The organism is Rubrobacter taiwanensis, assembly GCF_004337705.1.
Lineage (GTDB): Bacteria > Actinomycetota > Rubrobacteria > Rubrobacterales > Rubrobacteraceae > Rubrobacter_C > Rubrobacter_C taiwanensis.
Genome location: NZ_SKBU01000015.1, coordinates 1 through 26,199, shown reverse-complemented (window position 1 = coordinate 26,199; position 26,199 = coordinate 1). Strand labels below are relative to the sequence as shown.

General features: G+C 66.5%; 23 protein-coding genes. 13 read left to right on the top strand and 10 right to left on the bottom strand.

Going from position 1 to position 26,199, the window contains the following annotated elements:
• Window positions 1-9 precede the first annotated feature (9 nt).
• The 13 genes from E0L93_RS07750 to E0L93_RS07690 all read left to right on the top strand — a co-directional run bounded on the left by E0L93_RS07750 (window position 10) and on the right by E0L93_RS07690 (window position 17,771).
• Window positions 10-2,067, top strand: a complete 2,058-nt coding sequence (locus E0L93_RS07750; RefSeq protein ID WP_132691309.1) for a polyribonucleotide nucleotidyltransferase — start codon at window positions 10-12, stop codon at window positions 2,065-2,067.
• Window positions 2,068-2,071: 4 nt separating this feature from the next.
• Window positions 2,072-3,334, top strand: a complete 1,263-nt coding sequence (locus E0L93_RS07745; RefSeq protein WP_132690651.1) for a M16 family metallopeptidase — start codon at window positions 2,072-2,074, stop codon at window positions 3,332-3,334.
• An 18-nt stretch (window positions 3,335-3,352) separates the two neighbouring features.
• The gene (locus E0L93_RS07740) at window positions 3,353-5,017 is read left to right on the top strand and encodes a ribonuclease J (protein WP_243638154.1); all 1,665 of its coding nucleotides are present in this window, start codon (window positions 3,353-3,355) and stop codon (window positions 5,015-5,017) included.
• A gap of 125 nt (window positions 5,018-5,142) precedes the next feature.
• Window positions 5,143-7,302 (top strand): FtsK/SpoIIIE family DNA translocase, encoded by a 2,160-nt coding sequence (locus E0L93_RS07735; protein ID WP_132690649.1) that lies wholly within the window; start codon window positions 5,143-5,145, stop codon window positions 7,300-7,302.
• 30 nt (window positions 7,303-7,332) lie between these two features.
• Entirely contained in the window at window positions 7,333-8,202 is an 870-nt protein-coding gene (locus E0L93_RS07730) for a helix-turn-helix domain-containing protein (protein ID WP_132690647.1), read from the top strand.
• 77 nt (window positions 8,203-8,279) lie between these two features.
• Window positions 8,280-9,302 (top strand): recombinase RecA, encoded by a 1,023-nt coding sequence (gene recA, locus E0L93_RS07725; protein ID WP_132690645.1) that lies wholly within the window; start codon window positions 8,280-8,282, stop codon window positions 9,300-9,302.
• A gap of 4 nt (window positions 9,303-9,306) precedes the next feature.
• Complete coding sequence (locus tag E0L93_RS07720; protein ID WP_132690643.1) at window positions 9,307-9,918, top strand: regulatory protein RecX; 612 nt, start codon at window positions 9,307-9,309, stop codon at window positions 9,916-9,918.
• Window positions 9,919-9,994: 76 nt separating this feature from the next.
• Complete coding sequence (gene rny / locus E0L93_RS07715; RefSeq protein ID WP_132691305.1) at window positions 9,995-11,539, top strand: ribonuclease Y; 1,545 nt, start codon at window positions 9,995-9,997, stop codon at window positions 11,537-11,539.
• Window positions 11,540-11,545: 6 nt separating this feature from the next.
• Window positions 11,546-12,448 (top strand): ATP-binding protein, encoded by a 903-nt coding sequence (locus tag E0L93_RS07710; protein ID WP_132690641.1) that lies wholly within the window; start codon window positions 11,546-11,548, stop codon window positions 12,446-12,448.
• Window positions 12,441-13,772, top strand: a complete 1,332-nt coding sequence (locus tag E0L93_RS07705; RefSeq protein ID WP_165874237.1) for a MiaB/RimO family radical SAM methylthiotransferase — start codon at window positions 12,441-12,443, stop codon at window positions 13,770-13,772. Before E0L93_RS07710 ends, E0L93_RS07705 begins: the two co-directional genes overlap by 8 nt.
• 104 nt (window positions 13,773-13,876) lie before the next feature.
• Entirely contained in the window at window positions 13,877-14,593 is a 717-nt protein-coding gene (locus E0L93_RS07700) for a hypothetical protein (protein WP_132690637.1), read from the top strand.
• Complete coding sequence (hflX, locus tag E0L93_RS07695; protein ID WP_132690635.1) at window positions 14,590-15,837, top strand: GTPase HflX; 1,248 nt, start codon at window positions 14,590-14,592, stop codon at window positions 15,835-15,837. Before E0L93_RS07700 ends, hflX begins: the two co-directional genes overlap by 4 nt.
• Before the next feature lie 80 nt (window positions 15,838-15,917).
• Window positions 15,918-17,771: a heparinase II/III domain-containing protein gene (locus tag E0L93_RS07690; protein ID WP_132690633.1), complete on the top strand. Its 1,854-nt coding sequence runs from the start codon at window positions 15,918-15,920 to the stop codon at window positions 17,769-17,771.
• A gap of 222 nt (window positions 17,772-17,993) precedes the next feature.
• Here the strand turns inward: E0L93_RS07690 and E0L93_RS07685 are convergent, their stop codons facing one another.
• From E0L93_RS07685 to E0L93_RS07640, 10 genes are all read right to left on the bottom strand, one after another.
• Window positions 17,994-18,929 (bottom strand): tyrosine-type recombinase/integrase, encoded by a 936-nt coding sequence (locus tag E0L93_RS07685; protein ID WP_279387463.1) that lies wholly within the window; start codon window positions 18,927-18,929, stop codon window positions 17,994-17,996.
• On the bottom strand, window positions 18,916-19,449 hold the full coding sequence (locus E0L93_RS07680) for an adenine phosphoribosyltransferase (RefSeq protein ID WP_132690629.1): 534 nt from the start codon (window positions 19,447-19,449) through the stop codon (window positions 18,916-18,918). Before E0L93_RS07680 ends, E0L93_RS07685 begins: the two co-directional genes overlap by 14 nt.
• 1 nt (window position 19,450) lies before the next feature.
• A complete protein-coding gene (gene ftsR, locus E0L93_RS07675; protein WP_132690627.1) occupies window positions 19,451-20,122 on the bottom strand; it encodes a transcriptional regulator FtsR in 672 nt (223 codons plus the stop codon).
• 14 nt (window positions 20,123-20,136) lie between these two features.
• Window positions 20,137-20,577, bottom strand: a complete 441-nt coding sequence (locus E0L93_RS07670; RefSeq protein ID WP_132690625.1) for an FHA domain-containing protein — start codon at window positions 20,575-20,577, stop codon at window positions 20,137-20,139.
• On the bottom strand, window positions 20,570-20,800 hold the full coding sequence (locus E0L93_RS07665) for an RsiG family protein (protein WP_132690623.1): 231 nt from the start codon (window positions 20,798-20,800) through the stop codon (window positions 20,570-20,572). The genes E0L93_RS07670 and E0L93_RS07665 overlap by 8 nt, the downstream gene beginning before the upstream one ends.
• A 39-nt stretch (window positions 20,801-20,839) precedes the next feature.
• Complete coding sequence (locus E0L93_RS07660) at window positions 20,840-23,317, bottom strand: sugar phosphate nucleotidyltransferase (protein ID WP_165874235.1); 2,478 nt, start codon at window positions 23,315-23,317, stop codon at window positions 20,840-20,842.
• Complete coding sequence (locus E0L93_RS07655) at window positions 23,314-23,835, bottom strand: CDP-alcohol phosphatidyltransferase family protein (RefSeq protein WP_132690619.1); 522 nt, start codon at window positions 23,833-23,835, stop codon at window positions 23,314-23,316. Before E0L93_RS07655 ends, E0L93_RS07660 begins: the two co-directional genes overlap by 4 nt.
• A 21-nt stretch (window positions 23,836-23,856) precedes the next feature.
• Window positions 23,857-25,149 (bottom strand): ribosome biogenesis GTPase Der, encoded by a 1,293-nt coding sequence (der, locus tag E0L93_RS07650; protein ID WP_132690617.1) that lies wholly within the window; start codon window positions 25,147-25,149, stop codon window positions 23,857-23,859.
• Complete coding sequence (locus E0L93_RS07645; protein ID WP_132690615.1) at window positions 25,146-25,757, bottom strand: lysophospholipid acyltransferase family protein; 612 nt, start codon at window positions 25,755-25,757, stop codon at window positions 25,146-25,148. The genes der and E0L93_RS07645 overlap by 4 nt, the downstream gene beginning before the upstream one ends.
• A 1-nt stretch (window position 25,758) precedes the next feature.
• The coding region (locus tag E0L93_RS07640) for a (d)CMP kinase (protein ID WP_132690613.1) at window positions 25,759-26,199 on the bottom strand (441 nt) is incomplete at its 5' end.

Below are 26,199 nucleotides of genomic sequence, written 5' to 3'. Positions count from 1 at the left end.
AAATACATGATGCGCCTAGAGATACCCATCGGCGAGCGCTCGCTCGTGCTTGAGACCGGGAAGCTGGCCCGGCAGGCGGGCGGTGCGGTAACCGCGCGGCTCGGGGACACGCTCGTGCTCTCCACGGCCACGCGTTCGCAGACGCCGCGGGAGGGGGCAGGATTCCTGCCGCTCAGCGTGGACATAGAGGAGAGGATGTCGGCCGCCGGCAAGATCCCCGGCGGCTACATCAAGCGGGAGGGACGTCCGAGTGAGAAGGCCATTCTGACCGCCCGGCTCACCGACCGGCCGCTGAGGCCGCTCTTCCCGGAGAACTACTTCTACGAGGTACAGATCATCGGGACCGTATTTGCCGCCGATCAGGAGACGCCCTACGACACGGTCAGCATGGTCGGGGCTTCGGCGGCGCTGGCGATTTCGGACATCCCGTTCCGGGGGCCGATCGGGGCGGTGCGCGTGGGGCGGGGCCCCGACGGCGAGTTCATCCTCAACCCGACCTACGATCAGATCGCCGAGAGCGATCTGGACCTCGTCGTGGCCGGCACCAGGGAGGCCATAACGATGGTCGAGGCCGGGGCCAACGAGGTGCCCGAGGGGCTGATCGTGGAGGCCATGGAGTTTGCGCAGCAGAACGTTGCGGCTCAGGCGGAGGCCATCGAGCGGTGGGCGGCCGAGGTCGGGAAGGAGAAGCAGGCCGTCCCGGAGGAGGAGCCCAACCCTCTGCTCGGGGAGCTGCGCGAGCGGTACTTGGGCCGCGTCAAGGACGCCATCGTCACCACCGACCGCCGGGCGCGCAACCGGGAGCTGGATGAGCTTCTGGAGGAGATGCTTGCCGGGCGCGAGGACGAGGAGGAGGTGCTGCGGGTTCAGGAAGCCTTCGGGACGCTCAAGAAGGAGGCGTTCAGGAAGCTATATCTCGAGGACCGCAAGCGCACCGACCTGAGGGCTTTCGACGAGATCCGGCCCACCACGGCCGAGGTAGGCGTGTTGCCACGGGTGCACGGGACGGGGCTCTTCACCCGGGGCGAGACGCAGGTCTTAAGCTCGCTGGCGCTCGCAGATCTCGGGCTGGTGCAGCGGCTGGACACGGCCGAACCCATAACCGAGAAGCGCTATCTACACCACTACAACTTCCCGCCGTACTCGACGGGCGAGACGGCGTTTCTGCGGGGGCCGAAGCGGCGCGAGATCGGGCACGGCGCTCTGGCCGAGCGGGCGCTCCTGCCGGTGATCCCGTCCGAGGAGGAGTTCCCGTACGCCATCCGGATCATCTCCGAGGTCCTGGAGTCCAACGGCTCCTCCTCGATGGCGAGCGTCTGCGGCTCCACGCTCGCGCTGATGGACGGGGGCGTAGGGATCAAGGCCCCGGTCGCCGGGGTGGCGATGGGCCTCGTAAAAGAGGGAGATGACTACGTCATCCTCACCGACATCCAGGGGCTTGAGGACCACCTGGGCGACATGGACTTCAAGGTCGCCGGCACGCGCGAGGGGATCACGGCGCTGCAGATGGATATGAAGATCACGGGCGTCTCCTCCGGGCTGCTGAGCGAGGCGCTGAAGCAGGCCCGCAGGGGGCGGCTGGAGATCCTGGACATCATGCTCAAGACCATCCCCGAGCCGCGGCCGGAGATCTCGCGCTACGCGCCGCGGGTGGAGAGCCTGCGCATAGACACGGACAAGATCGGGCTGCTTATCGGTCCCGGTGGGAAGACGATCAACGCGATCCAGGACGAGTACGGGGTCAGCATCACGGTCGAGAACGACGGGACGGTCTTCGTGGCCGGCGTCAATGCCGAGGCCGTCGAGCAAGCGCTCTCGGTCATCCGGGGGATGGTCAAGGACATCGAGGCCGGGGACATCTTCACCGGGCGGGTCGTGAAGACCACCAACTTCGGCGCGTTCGTCGAGTTGAAGCCCGGCAAGGACGGCCTGCTGCACATCTCCCGGCTGGCCCCGGGCCGCGTCGAGCGGGTGGAGGACGTGGTGAAGACCGGAGATGTGATCAAGGTGCGGGTGCTGGACGTGGACAGCCAGGACCGCATCTCGCTGGAGCGGGTGGAGGATTAGGCTCTTGGCCGACGCCAACGTTCGCTTGAGGACGCTGGAGAACGGGGTCCGGGTCTATACCGAGCCGATGCGCGAGGCGACGAGCGTCGCGCTCGGGGTCTGGATCCGGGCCGGCAGCCGGGACGAGCCGGAGGAGAGGGCCGGCATCACGCACCTGATGGAGCACATGCTCTTCAAGGGCACGCCGCGGCTGGACGCTTTAGGCCTCGCCCAGGCGTTCGAGAGCATCGGGGCGCAGGAGAATGCGGCCACCAGCCAGGAGTACACCTTCGTCTACGCCCGCTTCCTGCCGCAGCACCTCGAGAGGGCGCTCGAGATCATGACCGACATGGTCGTAAACCCGACGCTCGCGGACCTGGAGCGGGAGCGCGAGGTGATCGTGGAGGAGATCAAGATGTACGAGGACCGGCCGGACCAGATGGTCGGCGAGTATCTCTCGGGCCTGATCTTCAACCGCGATCCTCTGGGGCGGCCCGTGATCGGCACGGCCGAGACCGTGCGGAGCGTGGACCACAACACCCTGCGCGACTTCCACCGCGGCGCCTACACGGCGCCCAACGTCTTCGTCGCAGCGGCCGGACGCCTAAATCCCGAACGCCTGGAGCGCCTGGTCGAGGAGAGGCTCTCCGGCCTGCCGGAGGGCCGGCCCTTCGAGCGTGCCGCGCGGCCGCAGCCGCCGGAGAGTCGCGCCTCGTTCACCTTCAAGGAGACCGAGCAGTACCACGTGGCGCTCGGCGCCTCCGGCATCTCCGCCTCGGACGAGGACCGGTTCGCCATGGCCGCCCTGAACAACATCCTCGGCGGCGGGATGTCGAGCCGGCTCTTCCAGGAGGTGCGGGAGAAGCGCGGGCTGGCCTACGCGGTCTACTCCTACCACCAGAGCTACTCGGACGCGGGGGAGCTGGAGATCTACGCCGGCTCCACCGCCGGGAACGTGCAGGAGGCGGTGCGCGTGATCTCCGAGCAGATCGCCTCGCTGCGCGAGGAGCCGGTCTCAGAGGAGGAGCTCTCCCGCACCAAAGAGCAGCTCAAGAGCTCCACGCTGCTCGCGCTGGAGAGCACCGGCGCCCGCATGAGCCGCATAGGCCGCAGCGTCATCACCGGTGCCGAGCTGCTCACGCCAGAGGAGATCGCCGGGCGCATAGACGCCGTGACCGCCGAAGACGTGCTGCGTCTGGCACGGCGGCATCTGGCGCCAGAGCGGATGTATCTGGCAGCGATCGGTCCGAAGGAGCTGGATCTGCAACGCTACATATCCGCGAACTAGAGAAGAACCTGGAGGCAGATGGATAGCACCGCGCTGAGAGTCGTCCCCCTCGGCGGGTTGGGCGAGATCGGCAAGAACATGACCGCCTTGCGGCAGGCGAGCGGCATGATCCTCATAGACGCCGGCCTCTCCTTCCCGGACGAAGAGATGCCCGGCATAGACCTCGTCCTGCCGGACTTCACGTACGTAAGGGAGCACGCTTCCGAGCTCAGAGGCGTCTTCCTCACCCACGGGCACGAGGACCACGTCGGAGCCCTGCCCTACCTGCTGCGGGAGTTCCCGGAGGTCCCGGTCTACGGGACCCGGCTGACGCTGGAGCTGGTGCGGCCCAAGCTGCGGGAGTTCGGCATCAAGAACGCCGAACTGCGGGAGGTGAGGCCCGGAGAACGGGTGGACACAGCAGGCTACACTTTGGAGTTCATCCACGTCAACCACTCCATCCCGGACGCAGTGGCGATAGCCGCCCACACGGCGGCCGGGCTCGTGGTCTTCTCCGGCGACTACAAGATAGACCTGACGCCCATAGAAGGCGGGACCACGGACCTCTCACGCCTGGCCGCTCTAGGCTCCCAGGGCGTCCTCGCCTACTTCGGAGACTCCACGAACTCCGAGCGGCCGGGGTACGTGCCCTCCGAGCGGGTGGTCTCCAACGCCCTGCGCGACATCTTCGACGAGGCCCCGGGCCGCATCATCGTGGCCTCCTTCGCCTCGCACCTGCACCGTATCGGCCAGGTGGTGGAGGCCGCGAAGCTCCACGACCGGCTCATCGCCGTTACGGGACGCTCGATGGTGCGCAACGTCCAGATCGCGCGCGATCTGGGCTACCTGAACATCCCGGCCTCTATGATGGTCGAGCAACACGAGATCAACAACATCCCCGACCGGGATCTGGTCATCCTGACTACCGGCTCCCAGGGCGAGCCGCTTTCTGCGCTCTCGCGTATCGCCAACGAGACCCACAAGACCATCCGGGTGCGTCAGGACGATACCGTTATCATCGCCGCGCACCCGATCCCGGGCAACGAACGGAAGGTCTCGCGCGTCATCAACGACCTCATGAAACGCGGGGCCGATGTGCACTACAGCCCCTTGAAACCCGTGCACGTCTCCGGCCACGCAGCCCAGGAGGAACAGAAGATAATGCTCTCCCTCCTCAAACCCCGCTACCTGGTGCCGGTCCACGGCGAATACCGCCACCTGCGACACCACTTTAACACCGCCGTCTCGATGGGATTCCCCACCGAACGCATCTTCCTGCTGGAGAACGGATCGCAGCTGGAGTTCCGCGCCGGCGAAGCCCGCCGCCTGCAGAACGTCCCCGCCGGTATGTTCCTCATCGACGGTGCCAGCTTCGGCGATACGGCCTCGGACGTGGTCGTGCGCGAGCGCCAGCAGCTCTCCGCCGACGGTATGTTCGTCGTCGTCGCCCGCATCAACGCCCAGAGCGGCGAACTGCTCGGTGCCCCAGACGTCATCTCGCGCGGCTTCGTCTACATGCGCGATGCCGACGGCCTGCTGCAAGAGGCCATAGAGGTGGTGAGCTCCACCCTGCAAGAGACCGCCCGCCACCACATAACCGACTGGGGAGAGCTCAAGAACTCCATCCGGCGCGACCTCTCACGCTTCCTGGCAGACCGGACCGGAAAGCGCCCGATCATCCTTCCCCTTATAGTTGAGGTCTAATGGCCCCTGTGGTTGAGCTTCACGGTTCGGAACACCACAACATGTAGCGTCTCCTGTTACAAGCCCGCCTTTTGCGGTAGACTGGGACGCGTAAGGCAGGCGTAGTAAGAGATGGAGCGGAGGGCATGGCATCGTCCAGACGCACGGCCAACCGGCGCGGGACGAAGCGCAGGAAGGGTAGTAGGCGCGGTAAGCGCTGGAGCCTCGCATCGGGGAGGCTTTTCCGCCCTGAGGTTCTGGGGGCGGTTCTGGTGGTTTTGGGCGTCTTCTTTACGGCTGCGTTTCTGACCGGTCACGGGGCGCTTCTGGGTGAGGTGGGGAGGGTTGCTCTCACGCATCTTCTGGGGCTGGCCGGTTTTGCGGTAGCTCCGCTGGCGGTGGCGGGCGGGGTTCTGCTGCTGTTCGGGAGGCTGCGCGGGCGGTGGGTGGCGGGGGCGGCTCTAGTTCTGCTGGCGACTGCCACGGCGCTTGCGGCCTTCGTTCCGGAGGTCCGGCTCTTCGAGCGGGCGGTCTACCCGGAGTACGGGGGGATTGTTGGCAGCGCGTTCTACTACGGGGTGGGGCGGGTAGGGGGTCTCATAGGTACTGTTGTCTTCGTTCTGGCCCTCTACGCTGCCGGCATCTCGCTGCTCACCGGTCTGACCTTCACCGATCTGCGGACCTTCGCCGGCTTTGTGGGCGAGAGTGCGGGGCGCATCCGGGATGCTGCTGCTGCGCGGCTGGCCGAACGCCGGCGGGTGGTGCGGCCCCCTGCCCGGAGGCCGCTTCCGGAGCGGCGCGAGCCGGTCGGGGAGCCGGAGGAGCCTGCTGCTTCTGAGGAGTTCAAGGTGGTGCTTCCCGAGGAGGTTGAGCCGGGGGATACCTCGGAGGAGCCGCTTTTTACCGGGGACTACACGCCGCCGCCGGTCTCGCTGCTGCGGCGGGGGCGTGCTGGGGTTGAGCACGACGCTGGGGAGATTAGCCGCCGGCTTACCGGAGCGCTTGCGGAGCTGGGGGTTGAGGCGCGGGTCATCCGGGCTGTGGTCGGGCCGCGGGTGACGCGCTACGAGCTGCGGCTTGGCTCCGGGGTCAAGGTCAGCAAGGTGCGCAACCTGCAGCAGGACATAGCCTACGCGCTGGCGGCGACCGAGGTAAGGATCCTGGCTCCCATACCCGGCAAGAGCGCCGTGGGGGTGGAGGTGCCCAACACCCGGCCTGCTCAGGTCACGCTCGGGGACGTCTTCCAGGAGTATCCGGCCGGCAACGACTGGCGGCTGCCGGTGGGGCTGGGGAAGGACATCTCGGGCCGGGCGCAGTTCATAGATCTGGGGGACATGCCGCACCTCCTGATCGCGGGGACCACGGGGAGCGGGAAGAGCGTGATGCTCAACGCGATGCTCACCTCGCTGCTTCTGACCACCGACCCGCGCGAGGTCAAGATGGTGCTCATAGACCCCAAGAGGGTCGAGCTCTCCCAGTTTGCGAAAGTGCCGCACCTCATAACCCCGGTAGTTACGGACGTCAAGCGGGCCTCCAACGCCCTCTCATGGGCGGTGGCCGAGATGGACCGCCGCTACGAGGTTCTGGAGCGGATCGGGGTGCGTTCGATCGAGGGGTACAACGCCCGGGCCGACGCTCCCATGCCCTACGTGCTCATCGTCATCGACGAGCTCGCCGACCTCATGATGACCGCGGCGGCCAAGGTCGAGGACGCCGTGATCCGCCTCGCGCAGAAGGCGCGGGCGGTGGGGATACATCTGGTCGTGGCCACTCAGCGGCCGAGCGTGGACGTGATCACGGGCATGATCAAGGCCAACATCCCCAGCCGCATCGCGTTCGCCGTCTCCAGCCAGGTGGACAGCCGCGTGATCCTGGACTCTCCGGGGGCCGAGGCGCTGCTGGGCCGGGGGGACATGCTCTTCAAGCCCGTCTCTGCTTCGCGCCCCGTACGCCTGCAGGGGGCCTTCATCTCCGAGGAGGAGGTCGAGAAGGTCGTCGGGGTTGCGGCCGAGCGGGCCCGGCAGCGCTTCGTGGAGGAGGTCACCGAGCCTCCCAGAGAGGCGCGGGAAGAGGAGGAGATGGAAGACGAGCTGCTGCGCGAGGCTGCCAGCTTCGTGGTCTCCACGCAGCAGGCCTCGGTGAGCGCCATCCAGCGCCGCTTCCGCGTCGGATACTCACGTGCCGGGCGCATCGTGGATGCGCTGGAGCGCAAGGGGGTTGTGGGGCCCTATGAGGGGTCCAAGAGCCGGTCGGTGATCGTCGCCGAGCACGAGCTGCCCGCCATCTTCGGCGAGGAAGATGATTAACCGCCGGGTCTGCGGTAGACTGGAGGCAGTATGAGCACCAACGGGGAGGATAACGCCAGAGCCTACCAGGGGCCCGGCATAGGGCGGAGGCTGGAGCAGGCCCGCATCGAGAAGGGGCTTTCGCTTAAAGACGTGGAGCGGGAGACCAAGATCCGGGCCCGCTATCTCGAAGGGCTGGAGCAGGAGGACTTCACGGTTCTCCCGGACGCCGTCTACGTGCAGGGCTTCCTCAAGACCTATGCCAACTACCTCGGTCTGGACGGGGAGCAGATGGCCCGGGAGCTCAGGGCCCACCGCTCGCCCCGCCGGGACCGCAAGACCGAGCAGTACGCCCGGCCGCCGGAAGAGGAGAGCGACTTCAACAGGCCGCTCATCTCTCCGGGCGGGCTGGCCGGGACCGAGCGGCGGCGCTTCTCCGGCCCCACCCTGTTCACCATCGCGCTGGCGGTCGTGATCCTGCTCTCCGTCGTGGGCACGCTGTACTGGATCGGCCGCGGAGCTCAGCCCGAGGAGGGGGACGGCGGGGTCGCGGTGCAGGAGGGGGGAGCGCCCGCTCAGCAGCAGGCTCCCGACGAGGGCCAGCCGCCGCCCGCCGGAGAGGAGCAGCAGAACGGGGCGACCGGCGGCGAGGATCCCGGGGCGGAATCGGAGACCTTCCGGGTAGAGGTCAGCGTGCAGGAGCGGGAGGCCTGGCTCGAGGTCGCCGCCGATGGCGAGGTGGTGCTGGCGCAGGTCGCACCGCCGGGCTTCACCCGGAGCTTCGACGCCCGGGAAGAGGTGAGCATAACCTCCGGAGACGCCGGAGCTGTGACCGTCTCGGTCAACGGGCAGGATCTCGGCCCGATGGGCCGGAGCGGCGAGGTGGTAACCAGAACCTACGAGCACAAGGCCGGCGGCTGAGAGGGCCGTTGGGAGACACCTTCCCCTCAAGTATAATCTGGGTGCGCCAAAGAGCTTGAATCTCTGGAGGATGCCTTGTGGACAAGCACAGAGCTGTAGATACGGCGGTATCTCAGATAGAGAAACAGTATGGCAAGGGGTCCATCATGCGCATGGGCGACCGGGGGCCTCAGCAGGTGGATGCCATCTCTACCGGATCTCTGGCGCTGGATCTGGCGCTCGGGGTCGGGGGCATCCCGCGGGGCAGGATCGTGGAGATATACGGCCCCGAGTCCAGCGGCAAGACCACGCTCGCGCTGCACGTCATCGCCGAGGCGCAGAAGGGCGGCGGGCTCGCGGCGTTCATAGACGCCGAGCACGCCCTCGATCCGGCCTACGCCGAGGCGATAGGCGTGGATCTGGAGAGCCTCTACTTCTCCCAGCCCAACAGCGGCGAGGAGGCGCTCGGGATCGCGGATATCCTCACCCGCTCCGGCGCTCTGGACGTTATGGTCGTGGACTCGGTGGCCGCGCTGGTGCCCCGGGCCGAGATCGAGGGCGAGATGGGCGACTCGCACGTGGGGCTCCAGGCCCGCCTGATGAGCCAGGCCCTGCGCAAGCTCACCGCCAACCTGAGCCGCTCGAAGACCGTCTGCATCTTTATCAACCAGCTGCGGGAGAAGATCGGGGTGACCTTCGGCTCGCCGGAGACGACCCCCGGAGGACGCGCCCTGAAGTTCTACTCCAGCGTCCGGCTGGACATCCGGCGCATCGGGGCGCTCAAGGACGGAAGCGAGACGGTCGGCAACCAGACGAAGGTGACCGTCCGCAAGAACAAGGTCGCCCCGCCGTTTAAGGTGGCCGAGTTCGACGTGATGTACGGCGAGGGGATCTCTAAGGAGGGCAGCCTGCTCGACGTGGGTATCGAGCACGGCGTGATCCAGAAGAGCGGCGCCTGGTTCGCCTACGGCGAGGAACGGCTCGGCCAGGGCCGGGAGAAGGCCCGGCAGTTCCTCAAGGAGAATCCGGAGCTCCGGGAGCGGATAGAGGCCGAGATCTACCAACGAGTGGGAATCGCCCGCCCGGCCCCCGCCTCGGAACCGGTCGAACAGACCGGCTGATACCTTGCCGCGCATAACCCGGGCCGTCCGGCGCCGGCGAGGCCTCCTAACCGTCTACGTGGACGGTGAATACTGGAAGACCCTCGACGCCGGAGCCGCCGAAGAGCACGGTATCCTCGAAGGAGCGGAGCTCTCCACAGAGGAACTGCAGCGCGCCGGAGAATCCGCCGAGTACGCCCTGGCCCTCCGGCGCGCCATGGACTTCCTCAGCTACCACACCCGCTCCGAAGGCGAAGTGCGCGCCCGGCTGCGGCGCTTCGGACACGCCGAACGCGCCATCGAAAGGAGCGTCGCCCGCCTGCGCGAGCTGGACTACCTGAACGATCGCGAGTTCGCCCGCGCGCTCGTCCGCCGGCGCGCCGGCGAGTGGGGACGCCGCCGCCTGCACGCCGAACTGCGCAAAAGAGGCGTCCCCGAAGAGACCGCCGCCGCAGCGATAGAAGAACAGCTCGGCGGACGCCCCGAACTAGAGGACGCCCGAAATTTGGCGAAAAATAAGTATAATACTGAGGAGCGTTCCGAGTCCCAGGCGCGGCGGGTGTATCAGTTCCTTGCACGCCGGGGGTATTCTGCCGAGGTATGTGCGGCGGTGGCCAGAGAGTATCTCAGCGGTTAAAGTTTACGGGAAAGCTGTTTAGTTGCTAGAGACCGGGGGCCGTTCGCTGGGGCGGTCCCTCATGGAGGAAGAGAAGATGGAGATTGTGCTGTTAATCGCCGGGCTAATAATAGGTCTGGCGGGCGGTGCCGTTTCCGGGTATTTGGTTGCGAAGTCCCGGATTGAGGCCCGGCAGGCCGAGGCTCGTTCGGATGCGCGTTCGATCATAGAGGATGCGAACCGGGCGGCGGAGGCGACCCGGAGGGAGGCTGAGCTGGCTGCCAAGGAGGCTGCGCTCCGGATGAAGGACGAGGCTGAGGCGGAGATCCGCCGGCGGCGGGCGGAGCTGAGCCGGGTTGAGGATCGGCTGGAGAGCCGGGACGAGGCGCTGGACAGGCGCGAGGAGGAGCTGGATGAGCGCCGCCGGGAGCTGAGGCGTTGGGAGGAGAGCCTTGAGGGCCGGGACTCCCAGCTGCAGGAGCGGGAGGCCGAGCAGCGGCGGCGGCTGGAGGAGATCTCGGGGTTAAGCCGGGAGGAGGCCGAGCGGCGGCTCTTCTCCTCGCTGGAGGTGGAGCTTCAGGATCGTCTGGGCCGGATGGTGCATGAGAGGACGGTCGAGGCCGAGCTGCGGGCCGATACGGAGGCTCGGCGGATCATCTCCACGGCGCTGGAGCGGCTGGCTTCTGAGCACACCTCGGAGGCCACGGTCAAGGCGGTCTCGCTTCCTTCGGACGACATGAAGGGCCGGATCATCGGGCGCGAGGGGCGCAACATCCGGGCGTTCGAGGCGGCCACCGGGGTGGATGTGATCATAGACGACACGCCGGAGACGGTCGTGATCTCCTCCTTCGATCCGGTGCGCCGGGAGGTGGCCCGGGTGGCGATGAGCCGGCTGGTTGAGGACGGGCGCATTCACCCGGGCCGGATCGAGCAGCTGGTCGCCAAGGCCCGGAAGGAGGTGGAGAAGGACATCAAGAACGCCGGGCGTCAGGCGCTCTACGATGCCAGGATCTCGGGCGGCATGCACGGGGAACTGATAAAGCTCCTTGGCGCCCTGAAGTACCGCAGCTCCTACGGGCAGAACGTGCTGGCGCACTCCGTGGAGGTAGCCAATCTCTGCGGGATAATGGCACATGAGCTGGGAGCGAACGTGAAGGTCGCCCGCCGAGCCGGGCTCCTGCACGACATCGGGAAGGCGCTGGATCACGAGATGGAGGGACCGCACGCCATCGTCGGGGGGCGTTTCGCTAAGAAGCACGGCGAGTCAGACGAGGTGGTGCGCGCCATCCAAGCCCATCATCACGAGATCGAGATGGAGACCGTCGAGGATGTGCTGGTGGCGACCGCCGACGCCATCTCCGCCGCCCGTCCCGGAGCCCGGCGGGAGACGACAGAGACCTACATCGAGCGACTGCGCGCTCTGGAGGATATCGCGCTCTCGCATCGCGGGGTGGATAAGGCCTACGCCATCCAGGCCGGGCGCGAGATCCGGGTCATGGTCCAGCCCGCAGAGGTCGACGACCGGGTCGCCGCCAAACTCGCCCACGATATCTCCCGCCAGATAGAAGAGGAACTGGAGTACCCGGGGCAGATCCGGGTCACCGTCATCCGGGAGAGCCGCGCCACCGAGTACGCGCGCTAGGAGAGGATGCAGGGACCCTACAGAGATCTCGGCCGCGGCCTCGCCCGCCTTGCCGGACCCGAAGGCGCCCGCCGCAGCCCCTCACGTATCACCTCCATAGAGCATGCCGCCCGAGAACTGGTGCGTAACGCCCGCGACGCCGGAGCCCGTAACATACTGGTCGCCTCCACCCTCAAACGCCGCCGCTACCGTACCCTCACCGTTATAGACGACGGCTGCGGTATACCAGAACCCCACCGGGAGACCGTCTTCGAACCCGGCGTCACCAGCCGGCACCTGAAGCCCGTAGCAGACGAGTTCGGAGCCCACGGCGCCGGGCTCTCCCTCTACCATATCCGGCGCTCCGCCCTACACGCCAGGGTACTCTCCACCCATAACCCCACCTCCATCCAAACCACCTTCGATACCCAAACCCTCCCCGAACGTACACTCCAGTCCGCATCCCGCCCATCTAACTCTAACCTGCAGGCCACCCTCTCGAAACTGGCCCGGAAAAACCCCGGCGTCTCCATCTTCCTCGGCACCCCCTCCACCATCCTCGCCCGCCTGTTAGAAGATCATATAATACAAAAGAGCGGATCGAAGGAGCTCCGGGCCGAGGCTGAGAGGCTGGGGCTTGAGGTATCGCTGCGCACGGTACAGCGTGTTTTGCGGGGGGAGGTAGAGCCGGCGGGGAGGGTTAGAGAGGGAGGGGCGGGGATTCGGAGGCGGGCGGGTGGCAGAGGAGGGGGTGGCTCTGGTCCGGTGTTGAGGCTGGAGCCGGATGACGTGCGGAGGATAGGGGATATACTGAGCGAGGCGGCGCGGGCGAGCTATCTCGCCGTAGACCGCGTTGAGTCTGAGAGCGGGCCCGGCTACGTCAGCCTCAGGGTCCGGGTCTACGAGCCTGAGGAGGAGTATGATGAGTAGGATGCGCGTTGCGATCACGAAGAAGCCGGCCGAGTCTGGGGCGAGGAGCGCTCCGGCGGGGGAGCTCAAAACCGCCTGCATCCGGACCTTCGGCTGCCAGATGAACGTCCACGACTCGGACCGCATGCGGCGCATGATCCTGGACGCCGGCCTCTCGGAGGTGCAGGACTACGAGAGCGCAGACCTCGTGGTGCTGAACACCTGCTACGTGCGCGAGAACGCCGTGGACCGCGTGCGCGGGCACCTCGGCCAGCTCAACCGCCTCCGGCGCGAGGGCAAGGTCAAGAAGATAGCCCTGACCGGCTGCATCGGAGCCGCCGAGGAATCAGCCGAGCTCAAGGAGCAGTACGGCATAGATCTCGTCCTGGGCACGCATAATACTTACGAGCTGGCAGAATTCATCGGCCTGCCGACGATGCGGGAGACGTACACGCCGAACCTGCCGGGGGTAGAGGGGAGGCACAGCGCGTTCGTCACGATAATGACCGGGTGCAACTACCGGTGCAGCTACTGCATCGTGCCGGCGGTACGGGGGCGCATGATCTGCCGCTCGATGGACGACGTTCTGGAGGAGGTGCAGCGACTGACGGCCGGGGGCACCGAGTACATCACGCTGCTCGGCCAGACGGTCGACGCCTGGCGGGAGAGCGGGAAGCGGTTTGCGGATCTCTTGAAGCGCGTGGCGGAGATAGCACCGCGGGTGTGGTTCACCACCAGCCACCCGTCCAACATGGAGGACAGGACGCTCAGGATAATCGGTGAGAGCCCCTCGATAGTAAAGCGGCTGCACCTGCCGGTGCAGTCCGGGTCGGATCGGATGCTGAAGATGATGCACCGAGGATACAAGTCCGACCGCTACCGGCGCAAGATAGAGGTCTTCAGAGAGGAGGTAGCGGACGGTACGCTGAGCACGGACATAATAGTGGGGCACCCCGGCGAGACGGAGGAAGATCACGAAGCCACGCTGCGCCTGGTCGAGGACTGCAGATTCGACACCGCTTACATCTTCAAGTTCTCCCCGCGAAGGGGCACCGAGGCCGCAGAGATGCCGGACCGGGTCCCGGACGAGGTGGTGCAGCGGCGCTTCTTAGAGGTCCTGCGCGCAGTAGAGCAGAACGCGCTCCGGCAGAACCGGGACAAGATCGGCAGCATAGAAGAGATCTTCATCCGCGAGGGCCGAACGCGAAACGGCCGGGCCATCGGAGAGACCTGGAGCGGGCACGCCGTACACGTCCCGGCCGAAGCCGAACCCGGCAGCTACGTGAAGGCCAGGATAGAGTCGGCGGGACCGCACGTACTCTACGCAGGAGAGCCGGCAAACTGAGTAGAGAGCTGCTCGTAATCTGCGGGCCCACCGCGAGCGGGAAGAGCGAGCTGGCCGACGCAGCAGCCGAAACCCTCTCCTCCAAGGCCATCGTTATAGACTCGATGCAGGTCTACCGGGAGATACCGGTCATCTCAAACCAGCACCGCCGGCACCCCGCTTACCTGACCGGTATCATCTCCGTGGAAGATAGCTGGACCGTGGCCGACCACTCCCGGGCCGCCAGAGAGATCATAGAGCGCTCGGAAGCCCCGGCCGTGCTCGACGCCGGAACCGGCATGTACCTGAACGCCACGATACTGGAGATACCGCTGGCCCCCGCCGTGCCGCAGGAGATCCGCGCCCGAGCCCAGAGACTAGCCCGCTCCGCCGAAAACCCCCGGCGCCGTGCCCGCGAGCTGGAGCTCCAGCTCGCGGGCACCCCGGCGAGAGGCTCCATCTGGGAAGGCAGACCAAGATACGACGTGCAAATCATCTACCTGCGCCCCGAACGCTCCCGGCTGGACGCCAGAATAGCCGCCCGCTCCCGCCACATCACCCGCCACGGCCTCCAAGAAGCCCAGAGACTGCTCCAGATGAACCCCAACCCCTCCGTGAGAGATGCGGTCGGGGTGCGGGAGATGATGCAGGCGGCCCGCAGAAGAATCTCCCCGCAGGAAGCCGAAGAGAAGATAAATATCAGGACCAGACAGCTGGCCAGACGCCAGCTGCGCTGGTTCGATAAGTTGATCCGTACCCTGCCGGAAAATACCCCGGTCACCGTAGCCGAAACCCCTCAAGAAATCATGCATTCTATGCATGATATAATCTGCGCACGATGAACGGCATCAGCAGAGCGATACTGGTTGCGGCGGGGGAGGACCGGCATCTGGACGAGCTCGGGCGTCTGGCGGCGACGCTGGGTCTTGAGGTCTGCGGGCGGCTGGAGCAGCCGCGCCGGGATGGGGCGGGGTATCTGGGCCGGGGCAAGCGCCGGGAGCTGGGGCGTCGGGCCTCAGAGCTCGGTGCCCAGGTTGTGGTGACCGACGATGAGCTGACCGCTTCTCAGGCGCGGGTGCTGGAGCGGGATGCCGGGCTACCGGTTATGGACAGGACGGAGCTGATCATCAAGATCTTCGAGTCCCACGCCCGGGATGCCGCCAGCAAGCTGCAGGTCGAGCTGGCGGAGCTGGAGTACCTGCTGCCCCGCACCCGCGGCATGTGGACCCACCTGGAGCGGCAGGAGGGTGGTGGAGGCCGCGGTCTGCGGGGGGCCACGCGGGGGCCGGGCGAGCAGCAGCTCGAGTACGACCGGCGCATGATCCGGGACCGCATCCGGACCATAAGGAGGAAGCTGAAGGATGAGCGGGCCTCCCGCCGGGTGCGCTCGTCCCGCCTGAAGAAGAGCGGTCCTCCGGCCGTGGCCCTCGTCGGATACACCAACGCCGGCAAGACCACCATACTAAACTCTCTGAGCGGCGCCGGCCGCTCCGTGCGCGACTGGCTCTTCGAGACCCTTGAGACCAGCACCCGGCTGGTCGAAGGCGGCCGCGAGGACGGCGTAGTCCGTCCCGACTTCGTCGTCACCGATACCGTGGGCTTCATCCGCAAGCTCCCGACGCAGCTCGTGGAGTCGTTCGCCGGCACGCTGCAGGCGGCCCGTGAAGCGGATGTGGTCGTGATCTGTGCCGATGCCTCGAGCCCGGAACTCGCGGAGGAGATAGACGTCGTCAGGGAGACCCTAGTCGCCTCCGGTGTGGATGCAGAAGACGCCATCCTGTGTCTCAACAAGCTGGATGCGGTGCCCGAGGAGGCAAAGAGGGAGATAGAGCGCCGCTACCCGCAGGCGGTAAAGATAAGCGCGCTTAAGAGCACAGATCCCCTCAAGCAGAGTATATACCGGAGCATCGCCAGCCTCCGGCCCAGGATGCGCATCCTGATACCTCACTCGGACTACTCCGAGGTCGCCGGCCTTTACGGAACGGCCGAGATACACAGCAGCGAGAACACCGCCGAAGGTGTTATCATGGACGTCACCCTGCCCGAGGAGAAGAGGGAGAGGTACGCCAGATACACCCTCGGCTAGAGGTTCAGGCATGGAGGAGGGGGGAGGCTCTGCTCACTCGCCGGCAATTCATCCGGCTCTCGGGAGCGCTGCTGGCCGGAGTGTTAGCTGCGGGGCGTGCCCGGGAGGCGGGAGGCGCCTCCGGCAGGCCCCGGCTGCTCGCCACGGCGGGGGACTTCGACCGGTTGCGGGGCCGGATAGCTGAGGCTCCGGCGAGCAGCTGGCTCAACCACTACTACGCGTCCCTCAAGGAGGAGGCGGATGCCATCCTGCGGGAGCCGCCCTCCAGGTACGGCATCCCGGATCCCGTAGGAGGCAACCACAATCTGCTGCGCACCGCCCGCCAGGTCCTGCGCCGGGTTATGACCCTGGCTCTCATCTTCAGACTCATCCCCGATGAGCGCTACGCCCGGCGGGCCTGGCAGGAGATGCACGCGGCGGCCCGGTTTCCGGACTGGTACCCGGACCACTTCCTGAGCACGGCCGAGATGACGTTCGCGCTCGCCGTGGGGTACGACTGGCTCCACGGCCATCTGGGGCGGGAGAGGCGCACGCTATTGCGGGAGGCCATACACCGGAAGGGGCTCCGCCCCGCCCTCAGATGCTACAGGGGCCTGGAGCCGCACCGGGGCCGGTGGGTAACGGCCGATACCAACTGGAATCTGGTCTGTAACGGGGGCGTTGGGGCCGGGGCGCTCGCCGTCTTGGGGGAGGACGTGGACGGAGATGCGCGGGAGGTGCTCGAGGGCGCGCTCTCCTCCATAGAGCATGCCCTGGGAAGGTTCGCGCCGGATGGCGGGTGGCCGGAGGGTTACACGTACTGGGGGTATGGAACCTTCTACGCCACGGTGTTCATCGAAGCCCTGCGCACCTCGGGGCTTCCGCACCCCGACCTCGCCGGCAGTCCGGGGTTTTCCGAGACGGGCCTGTTCCCGCTCTATCTCACCGGACCCGGGATGAGGGTCTTCAACTACGGTGATACGGATGGTGATCTCTGGAATCCCTCGCCGCAGCTCTATCTGCACTCCCGGCGCTTTGGGCATCCCGAATACGTCTGGCTTCACCACCGGCAGCTCGAAGAGGGCACCGCCTCTCCGCATCCGCTGGATCTCCTCTGGTACGATGCCCGGCAGCTGAGTCCCTCCCGGGCCGGCCTTCCCACCTCCAGGCTCTTCAGAGGACTTGGCGTAGTGACCATGCGGGGATCCTGGGAAGATGCAAACTCCACCTTCCTGGGCTTCAAGGCGGGCAGCAACCGGGAGAATCATGCGCACCTGGATCAGGGCTCGTTCGTCCTGGATGCCCTGGGCGAACGCTGGGCTATAGACTTGCGCGGCGAACCCTACACCTCTCCCGGATATAACTGGCGGGAGGGACGCCGCTGGGAATACTACCGGGCGCGGGCCGAAGGACACAATACGCTGGTTATAGATCCTGGCTCCGGCCCGGATCAAGACCCCGAAGCCTCGGCCGGGATAGTCCGGTTCGGCCGCGCTCCTTACCGGACCTTCGTTATCGCAGACCTCACCCCGCTCTACTTCGGCCGCGTCGAAGACCTCCGGCGCGGCATCGCCATGCTGGATCGCAACTGCGTCCTTATCCAGGACGAACTCTCCGCCCAAAGCCCGGTCGATGCCTTCTGGTTTATGCACTTCCGGGCCAACGTCCTCGTCTCGAAAGACGGCCGCAAGGCTACGCTCTCCCGCGGAGACAGGCGGCTCCTGGCCGTGATCCTGGCACCCTCAGCTCCCGACGTGCGCTTCTCCGTGATGGACGCAGCGCCCCTCAAAAGCTCCCCAAACCCGCCGCAGGCGTCCAACAACGGCGTCCGTAAGCTCGCCATCCGCCTGCACCGCAAAAGACGCTCCCGCCTGGCCGTACTCCTCCTGCCCCTGAAAGAAGGAGAAGCCCCAGACGGCAGCCCGGTCTCCGTCATACCCCTCTCCCAATGGTGAATTTCCGATAAGAGGAATTCTCGGAAATTCATGCGAGGGGGTGGGATCACATTCTGGGTGGTTGGATCCTGCTATCCTTTTTCTATGTGTTTGAGAGATGTTTGAGGGGTGAGATCGCTTTGAGGGAGCTTGTGATCATGGTCGTCATTATGACGATAGCTATCGTCATCGTCTATACGGCGTTCCTGCTTCAGAGCCCGGCGCCGCCTCCGCCGTGAGCGCTCATTCGAGCGGCAGCGTGTTGTAGGTGTGGGCCTGGCTCGACAGCTCCTCGGCGCGGCGGATATAGCGCATGGTGGTCTTGGGGTCCGAGTGACCGAGGAACTGCTGGATCACGAGCAGCGGCGCCCGGTTGAGGGCCATGTTGGTGCCTGCCGTGTGGCGTATGGAGTGCGGCGAGATGGCCTTGGTTATTCCCGCCTCTCTTACGTACTTCTTCACGATGTACCTTACGGCCCGCGTGGTCAGCGGCCGGTCCTTGCCCTTCCTTGAAACGAAGAGCGGCTTGCGGGCATCAGCATGCGAAGCGAAGCTGCGCCCGCTCAGCAGCACGAACCGCTGCACCAGCTCCCAGAGATCCCGGCCCACCGGCACACTCCGGGGCTTCTCACCCTTGCCGACCACCCTCAAGAAGACCTGCCCGTCATCCACCTCCCCGAAGTCCCCGATCCTCACACCCACCACCTCCGCCTCCCGTAGACCACAACGCGCCATCACCGCCAGCATCACGTAGTCCCGGTAGCTCCTCCGCCGCGCAGCCTCCAACACCCTGGAGAGCTCCCTCGGCGTAAGTACGTTGTAGGACGAATCCTGATGCACCCTCGGACTCCGGGCAAAGTACTTCACCGCCTCCGGATTTACACGCGTCGCCCCACCCATGTACGCAAATACCAGAAAACGCCTCAGCGCCGCCAGCTTCTTCGCCGCCGTCGCCGGAGCATACCTCCCCGCAATGTGCTCCCTGTATAGCGAAATGTCCTCCGCCGTTAACTCCTCTAACCCCTTGCCCAACTCCCGCGCCAGATAGCGCAAAAACATGCGCAGCTCTGTATTATACGTTTTTACCGTCTGGGGGCTGGAGAGGGTCCGGAGGAAGACGTTAAGGAGCTTATCTTCCGGGGTCTTCCGGGTTTCGGGGAGGGTATTATTCTCCGGCATCGTAGGAGAGGATCGAGACCACATGGTAGGGTTCGAGGGTCTTGCGGCCGTTCAGGAAGGCGAGCTCTATGAGTACGGCGACGCCGGCTACTTTTCCTCCGGCGTTCTCCACGAGCTGGCACATGGCGCGGGCGGTACCGCCGGTGGCGAGGAGGTCGTCCACCACCAGCACGCGGGTTCCTGGGGTTACGGAGTCGGCATGAATATGCAGGGCGTCCTCTCCGTACTCCAGCTGGTAGGTAGCGGCGACGGTCTCCCGCGGCAGTTTGTTGGGTTTACGGGCGAGGATGAGTCCTTTGCGGGAGCGGTATGCGAGGGCGGTTCCGAAGACAAATCCCCGGGCTTCGGCTGAGAGTATGCGTTCGTAGTCGAGGTCGTCGGTGGCGCGGGCCAGGAGGTCCACGGCGGCGTGGAAGGCACTGCCGTCCTCGATAAGGGGGGTTATATCCTTAAAGGAGACGCCGGGTCTCGGGAAGTCCGGGACCTCTCGGATGTAGGAGCGGATCTCGGCGGCGTTCATGCTAAGAGGCGAAGCTCTCGATAATATTGGACATCATCAGCTCTTTCATGCGGGAGTCCACGGAGGCCAGGTGGCGGGCCTTGTGCATCGCCTCGGCCACTCGCTGCTCATCTCCCGAGCGGAGGTCGGGGTTCAGGATCTGCTTAAACATGGCCGCCTCCCGCTCGACGGCGGCCATGATGCCGCGCAGGTGCCGGGGCTGGATGCCGTACCGGGCCAGGTCCAGGGCCAGGCGCGCGATCTCGGCGTCCCGGTGCGTGATCTCGCCCCCCCGCCCGATGACCTGCACCGAGAGGAGCTCCTCGACGAAGCGTGTCTCGACCCCTAAAGAGTCGGCGAGCTCCTCCTTGGTGTAGGTGCGGTCCTCCAGAACGCGGGCGTATTCGGAGCCCGAATCACCGGTGCGCATGGAGGGAGCTCCGGCCTCGATGCGCTTCTTTATCACCTTGAGCGGCAGGTACTCCTCCTCCTGCATCTTCAGGATATAGCGCAACAGCTCTATGTCCTGCGGCGTGAAGAGCCGGTACCCGCCGCGCGTGCGCGAGAGGTTTATCAGGCGGCGGCGCTCCAGATAGCGCACCTTGCTGACCGAGAGCGTGGGGAACTCCTTCTTCAGCCTGGCTACGACCTCGCCTATGGTGTACTGTTCCTTGCGGTCCTCGCTGCCTTCCACCTGAAGAGCCCTCCCTAGGTTACGACGAACTTGAACCTGAACTTCCCGATCTGTATCTCATCCCCGTTTCGCAGGTCCACGGAATCCACCCGCACCCGGTTGACGTAGGTACCGTTGAGGCTGCCCACGTCCCGGATGCGGTAACCCCTCTCGTTGCGCACTATCTCCGCGTGCTCGCGGGAGACGGTCACATCGTCTATGAAGATGTCGCTCTCCGGCGAGCGGCCCACCGTCACCCGCTCGTCCGTAATATCGTGCATCCGGCGGCCGGCGGTGCCCTCGACCTGGTCGAGCTCGATCAGGGCAGCGCTCCCCGCACCACCCGCCGCCTCGTCCTCCTCGAAGAGCGGCGAGTAGGAGATGGTGGAATCCCCCACGCCGAGCCGCACCCCGCACTCGCTGCAGAACTTGGCCGTCTCGGGAACCTCGGTGCCGCAGTTGGGACATCTAATCATCTGCCCGGCGCCCCTCCATCAGGATGTCCGCCAGCTCAGCGGCGGAGAACCCTCCGCCGCGCCGGACCAGCTCGGCCCGGATGAGGTCTATCCTCCCGTGCAGCACCCGGCGCCGGTAGCTGAGCTCCCGCTCCTGCTCCACCAGCTCGTTCAGCAGGTCCCGCAGCTCCTCTTCCCCGAGGAGCGTGAGGTCCGGCATCTCCCTCCACTCGATCTCTCCCATATGCTGCATTATAGCTTCGCCTCAACCTGAAGTGAAATGTCAGGTGGAGCGCACCAGTTCTTCGACCAGCCGGGAGTACTCCGCGGCCAGCGGCTCGGAGGCTTCCGACTCGGCATAGACGTAGAAGAACGGGTGGTCCGGGTCTGGGATCATGAGCACCCAGCCGCCATCCAGATTGAGCTTCACGCCGTCGGTGAGCACCACGTCGGGATCGCTGCCGAACTTCTCGGCCAGCAGGCGCATGACCCGCCCCTTCTCAGACCAGGGACATTCCACCCGGCGCCGCACGACGTTTCCGACCGACTTGCCGAACTCGCGCCGAACTCTGGAGAGGGAGGCATGTCCGAAGACCTCCAGCGCCCGGCCGATGGTCACGAAGCAGTCCGGGGCTGGGATGAATCCGGCGAACAGGTACCGGCCGTCGGCCATCCCCCCTATGTCGGCGTGCGCGTCGGCGAACTTCTGGGAGAGGTTGCCGAAGCCGGTGCGGCTGTAGATAACCTCCCCGCCGTTCCGGCGCACCAGCTCCGCGAACTCCTCGCTCAGGTTGACCGGGATCACGGCCCGCTCCGGGCGCGTCTCCTGCAGGAAAGAGGCGAACATCACGTCCGGCGGCACGTAGGCTCCGGCGTCGTCCACGAAGTGCACATCCTCCCCCGTGGGCCCGACAACGCACCCGAACGCCGCCCCCACGGTCGGCACGATCCGGCTCACCCGCTCCAGGCTCTCCTCCAGATTGAAGCCCGTCTCCGGCCGGGCGACGTTGGCGTTGGAAAACCCCGAGACCACCACGGCGTCCACCTCCAGGCGGCGGAAGACCAGGCTGGAGACCAGCTCGGCCACCCCGCCGGAGAAGTCCACGACCAGGGCCGCCCCGGAGGTCCGCTCGCGGTCCAGCGCCCGCTCCAGCCGCTCCACGTACTGCTCCACGACCCGGCCCGGGTAGATTATGTCCCCGATGTCTCCTAGGAAGGCCCGGCGGTACTCCTCGCGCACGTAGACCTTCTCCACGCTGCGCTGGCCGGCCTCATCCACCGGGGTGGCGTCCGAGGAGTAGAGCAGGATCTGCACCTCCTGGGGGTCCTCCCCCTGACGCACGTAGACCCCGGCCGAGGACTTGCCGGAGCGCACATCGTGGCGCACCACGCCTACGTGGGCGGCCCTGAGGTCGCGCACGTTCACGCCCGTGGCGTTCAGGCCCGAGATGATGGAGTAGCGGATCACACGCGCTGAAAGCGAGGAGTCGCGGCCGCAGGTCACGATCGTGCCGGGCTCCAGCGTCGAGCCCAACGACTCCGCAAAGCGCATGGCGAACTCCGGCGTGATCTCCAGATTGAACTTACCCCGCACCATCCCGCCCCTGAAGAGCGTCCGGATCCCGGTGCTCTCGTAGATGATGCTCTGGGTCACGTTCGCTTCGGCCTCGATCTCCTTGTGGGGGAAGATCTTGACGTCCGGCGCTACCGTGGCGCCCTCCCCGACGGTCACGTCATCCCCGAGCGCGCTGCGCTCCAGGATGCGCGCCCGCGCCTGGATGTAGCAGGAGCGCCCGATGAGCGCGTCGCGAACCTCGGCCCCCTCGTCTATAAAGGAGCCCTCGGCTATCGTGCTGCGCTCGATCCTGGCCCCGGCGTTCACCACGGTGTTGGGGGCCAGCACGGTGTACGGCCCGATCTCGGCCTCCGGCGAGACGCGGGCGTTCTCCCCGATGACGACCGGCCCCTCCAGCCTCTCGTCCTCCACCTGGGCCCGGCGTCCGACGTAGACGTTCTCCCGCAGCCGCACCCCGGCCGGACGCACGCCCCGCACCCGGCCGTCCAGCACGTCGCGCTGGGCCTTCATGTATTGCTCCAGGGTGCCGATGTCCTCCCAGTAGCTCTCCGTGACGTGCCCGTAGAGCCGGCGGCCGCCGGAGAGGAGCTTGGGGAAGAGCTCCTTGGAGAAATCGTACTCCACGTTCTCCGGGATCTCCTCCAGCACCTGCGGCTCCAGCACGTAGATACCGGTGTTTATCGTGTCGGAGAAGACCTGCCCCCATGCCGGCTTCTCCAAAAAGCGCGAGATGCGGCCGTCTTCCTCGGTGATCACGATCCCGAACTCCAGCGGGTTCTCGACGCTCTTGAGCACCATCGTCACCTCGGCCTCCCGCTCTTCGTGGAAGCCGAGCACCTCCCCGAGGTCCACGTCCGTAAGCGCATCTCCGCTAATGACCAGAAACCGCCCGTCGTCCAGATGTTCCTCGGCCAGCTTCACCGAGCCCGCGGTCCCCAGAGGCGCATCCTCAACCGAGTAGTGGATCTTCATCCCCCAGTCCGAGCCGTCGCCGAAATAGTCCTGGATGACCTGCGGCATGAACTGCAGCGTGACGACGACCTCCTCAAAGCCGTGCCGGCCGAGCAGGTTGAGGATGTGCTCCATGCACGGCGTGTTCACGATCGGGATCATGGGCTTCGGCTGATTGCTGGTCAGGGGCCTGAGGCGCGTCCCCTGTCCCCCGGCCATGATGACTGCCTTCACGGTTTGACCTCCTTCCGCCGGAGGGCCTCGGCGGCGTAGATCCCCCCGGATACTAACGACAGAACGAACCCGCCGTAGAAGAGCAACAGCCCCAGCTCCCGCAGCCCGAAGATGAGCGCCGCGAGCGCGGCCATCAGCGCAGCGGTGGCCAGCTTGCCGACGAAGTTGACCCTCAGGCGCCCCCTGAAGACGAGCCCGCCCGTCACGGCCAGAAGATCCCGGGCCACCAGAATGACAACAGCCCAAACGGGGAGTATCCCGCGTACGGCCAGAACCACGGCACATCCCGAGAGCAGCAGGCGGTCGGCCGCCGGGTCCAGCAGCTGGCCGATCTGAGTCGGCGCGCTGCGGCGCGCCAGCCGGCCGTCGAAGAAGTCCGTAACCCCGGCCGCCACGAAGGCCAGCGCCGCCAGCAGATCCCGCTCGGCCAGCAAAAGCCACAGGATCACCGGCACCAACAGCAGCCGGAAGAGGGTGAGCGCGTTGGCCGCGGTGAGTATCCTGTCGCTGGTCTGCATCGCTAGAAGACTAACACACGCTTACCGGCTGCTCTTGAGCCTGATCCCGAGGCTTACCCCGTGAAGATCGTAGCGCTCCCGGAAGGCGTTCTCCAGATAGCGCACGTAGCTCTCCGGTATGTCCGCCGGACGCGTCGCGAAGAGCGTGAAGACGGGCGGCGCCTGCCCGGTCTGGGTGGCGTACCGGATCTTGACCCCGCCCGGCGGCGCGCTGCGCCCGACCACCGAGCTCACGAACTCTGCCACCTCGTGCGTCCCGAGCCGGAGGTTGAAGGCCCGGTAGAGGTCCGCCGCGAAGGGAATGACCCGGTCCACGCCCCGACCGGTGAGCGCAGAGATCCCGAGCAGCTTCGGCTTGAGGTCCGTCATCCGGTAGGCGACCTGCCCCTCTATCTCGCGCAGCCGCCCGGGCGTGACGAGATCCCGCTTGTTGACCAGCACCCCGAAGGCCCGGCGGGCCTCGGCTATCTCCCGCGCTATCTGTAAATCTCCGCCCACCACCCCCTCCCGGGCGTCCACGAGCAACAGCGAGACGTCGGAGCGCCGGATCGCCTCGTAGGTGCGCAGGGCCGCATAGTAAGGAACCCCGGCCTCCCTCTTCGCCCGGCGCCCCACCCCCGCCGTGTCTAGCAGCACGTAGCGCTCCTCCCCCAGTACGAGCTCTGTCTCTATCGCGTCGGTGGTCGTCCCGGCCGCCTCCGAGACCACGGCCCGCTCGGCGTCCAGCAGGCGGTTGAGCAGCGTGCTCTTCCCGACGTTCGGCCGGCCCACTATGGCTATGCGGGGAGCCCGAACCTCCGCCCCTGCCCCCGCCTCCGGCAGCCGGGCTACTATCTCGTCTAGAAGATCCCCGACCCCGAGGCCGTGCTCGGCAGAGATGCCGTACGGCTCCCCCTCGCCCAGAGCATAGAAGCGGTAGCGGTCCGAATCGTCGGCTGGATCGTCGAGCTTGTTTACGGCCAGGACGACCTCTCCCGAAGCCTCCCGCAGCACACGGGCGATGGCCGCATCTACCTCGGTGACGCCCAGCCGGGCATCGGTGAGATGCACCACGACGTCCGCCTCCTCGGCGGCGATCCTGGCCTGCAGCGTGACCAGCGCTTCCAGCCCGACCTTCGCAGCGGGCTCCATGCCCCCCGTGTCCACCAGCGTAAACTCCCTCCCGGCCCACTCCGCCCGCTGGTAGGTGCGGTCGCGCGTGGTTCCGGGCGTCTCGGAGACCACGGCCTTCCTCCGCCGCAGGATGCGGTTGACGAGCGTGGACTTGCCCACGTTCGGAGCCCCCACGATGGCCACGACCGGCGGCCGGCTCATACTCCCCCCTCCTTCTCCGGCCTTAAATCGTAGATGCGCTGCAGCACACCGGCCGCTATCTTGCGGTAGGCTTCTCCGCCCCGGACCCCTTCCTCGATCCTTATCGGATCCCCGATGTATATCTCCAGCCGCTCCCCGCGCAGACGCGCCAGCGGCCCCGGGATGCTCCCCACGTAGACCGGCACGACCGGAGCCCCGGTGCGCACCGCGAGCATCGCAACCCCGCTCTTGGCCTGAGCACGCGGCAGGCTCTCCCGCTGACGGGTCCCCTCGGGGAAGATGCCGAGCGCCTCCCCCTCTCTGAGCAGCTCCATGGAGCGGCGGAGGGCGGCCCGCCCGCCCTTCTGCCGGTCCACCGGGAAAGCCCCCACGAAGTACAGAACCCGGGCGAAGGGACCGAAACTGAAGAGCTCTTTCTTGGCCATCCACTTGACCCACCGGGGCACCGCCATGGAAACTATTATCGGGTCGACAAAACGCCGGTGGTTGGCGGCGATCACGAGCGGCCCCTCAGCGGGAACTCTCTCCTCACCATACACCGTAAACCCCAGAACGACGCGCGCCACGGCGTTCACCACGACACGGGCGATCCTGTAGAAAGGCGGCACCTCAACACCCCCGCTTCACGAGCGCGAGCACCCGGCTTACGACCTCTCCGAGCCCGAGCCCCGTGGTGTCTATCTCCACGGCATCGCCGGCGATCCGCAACGGAGAATCCTCGCGCTCGGAGTCCCGCCGGTCCCGGTCGAGGATCGCATCCCGGATGCGGTCCAGCTCCGCCTCCCGGCCACTCTGGCGCGCCCGACGCCGCGCCCGCTCCTCGGGCGTGGCCGAAAGATAGACCTTGACCTCGGCGTCCGGCAGCACCACCGTCCCGATGTCCCGACCCTCCATAACGACGGACCCGGCAGCCTCGGCCGCCGCCCGCTGCCGCCCGACCAGCACCCGCCGCACCACCGGATGCCGGGAGACCTCCGAAGCCGCAGCACTCACCTCCGGCGTCCGGAGCGCGGAATCCGGCACCTTCTCGCCCGAGATCTCAACCCCCCC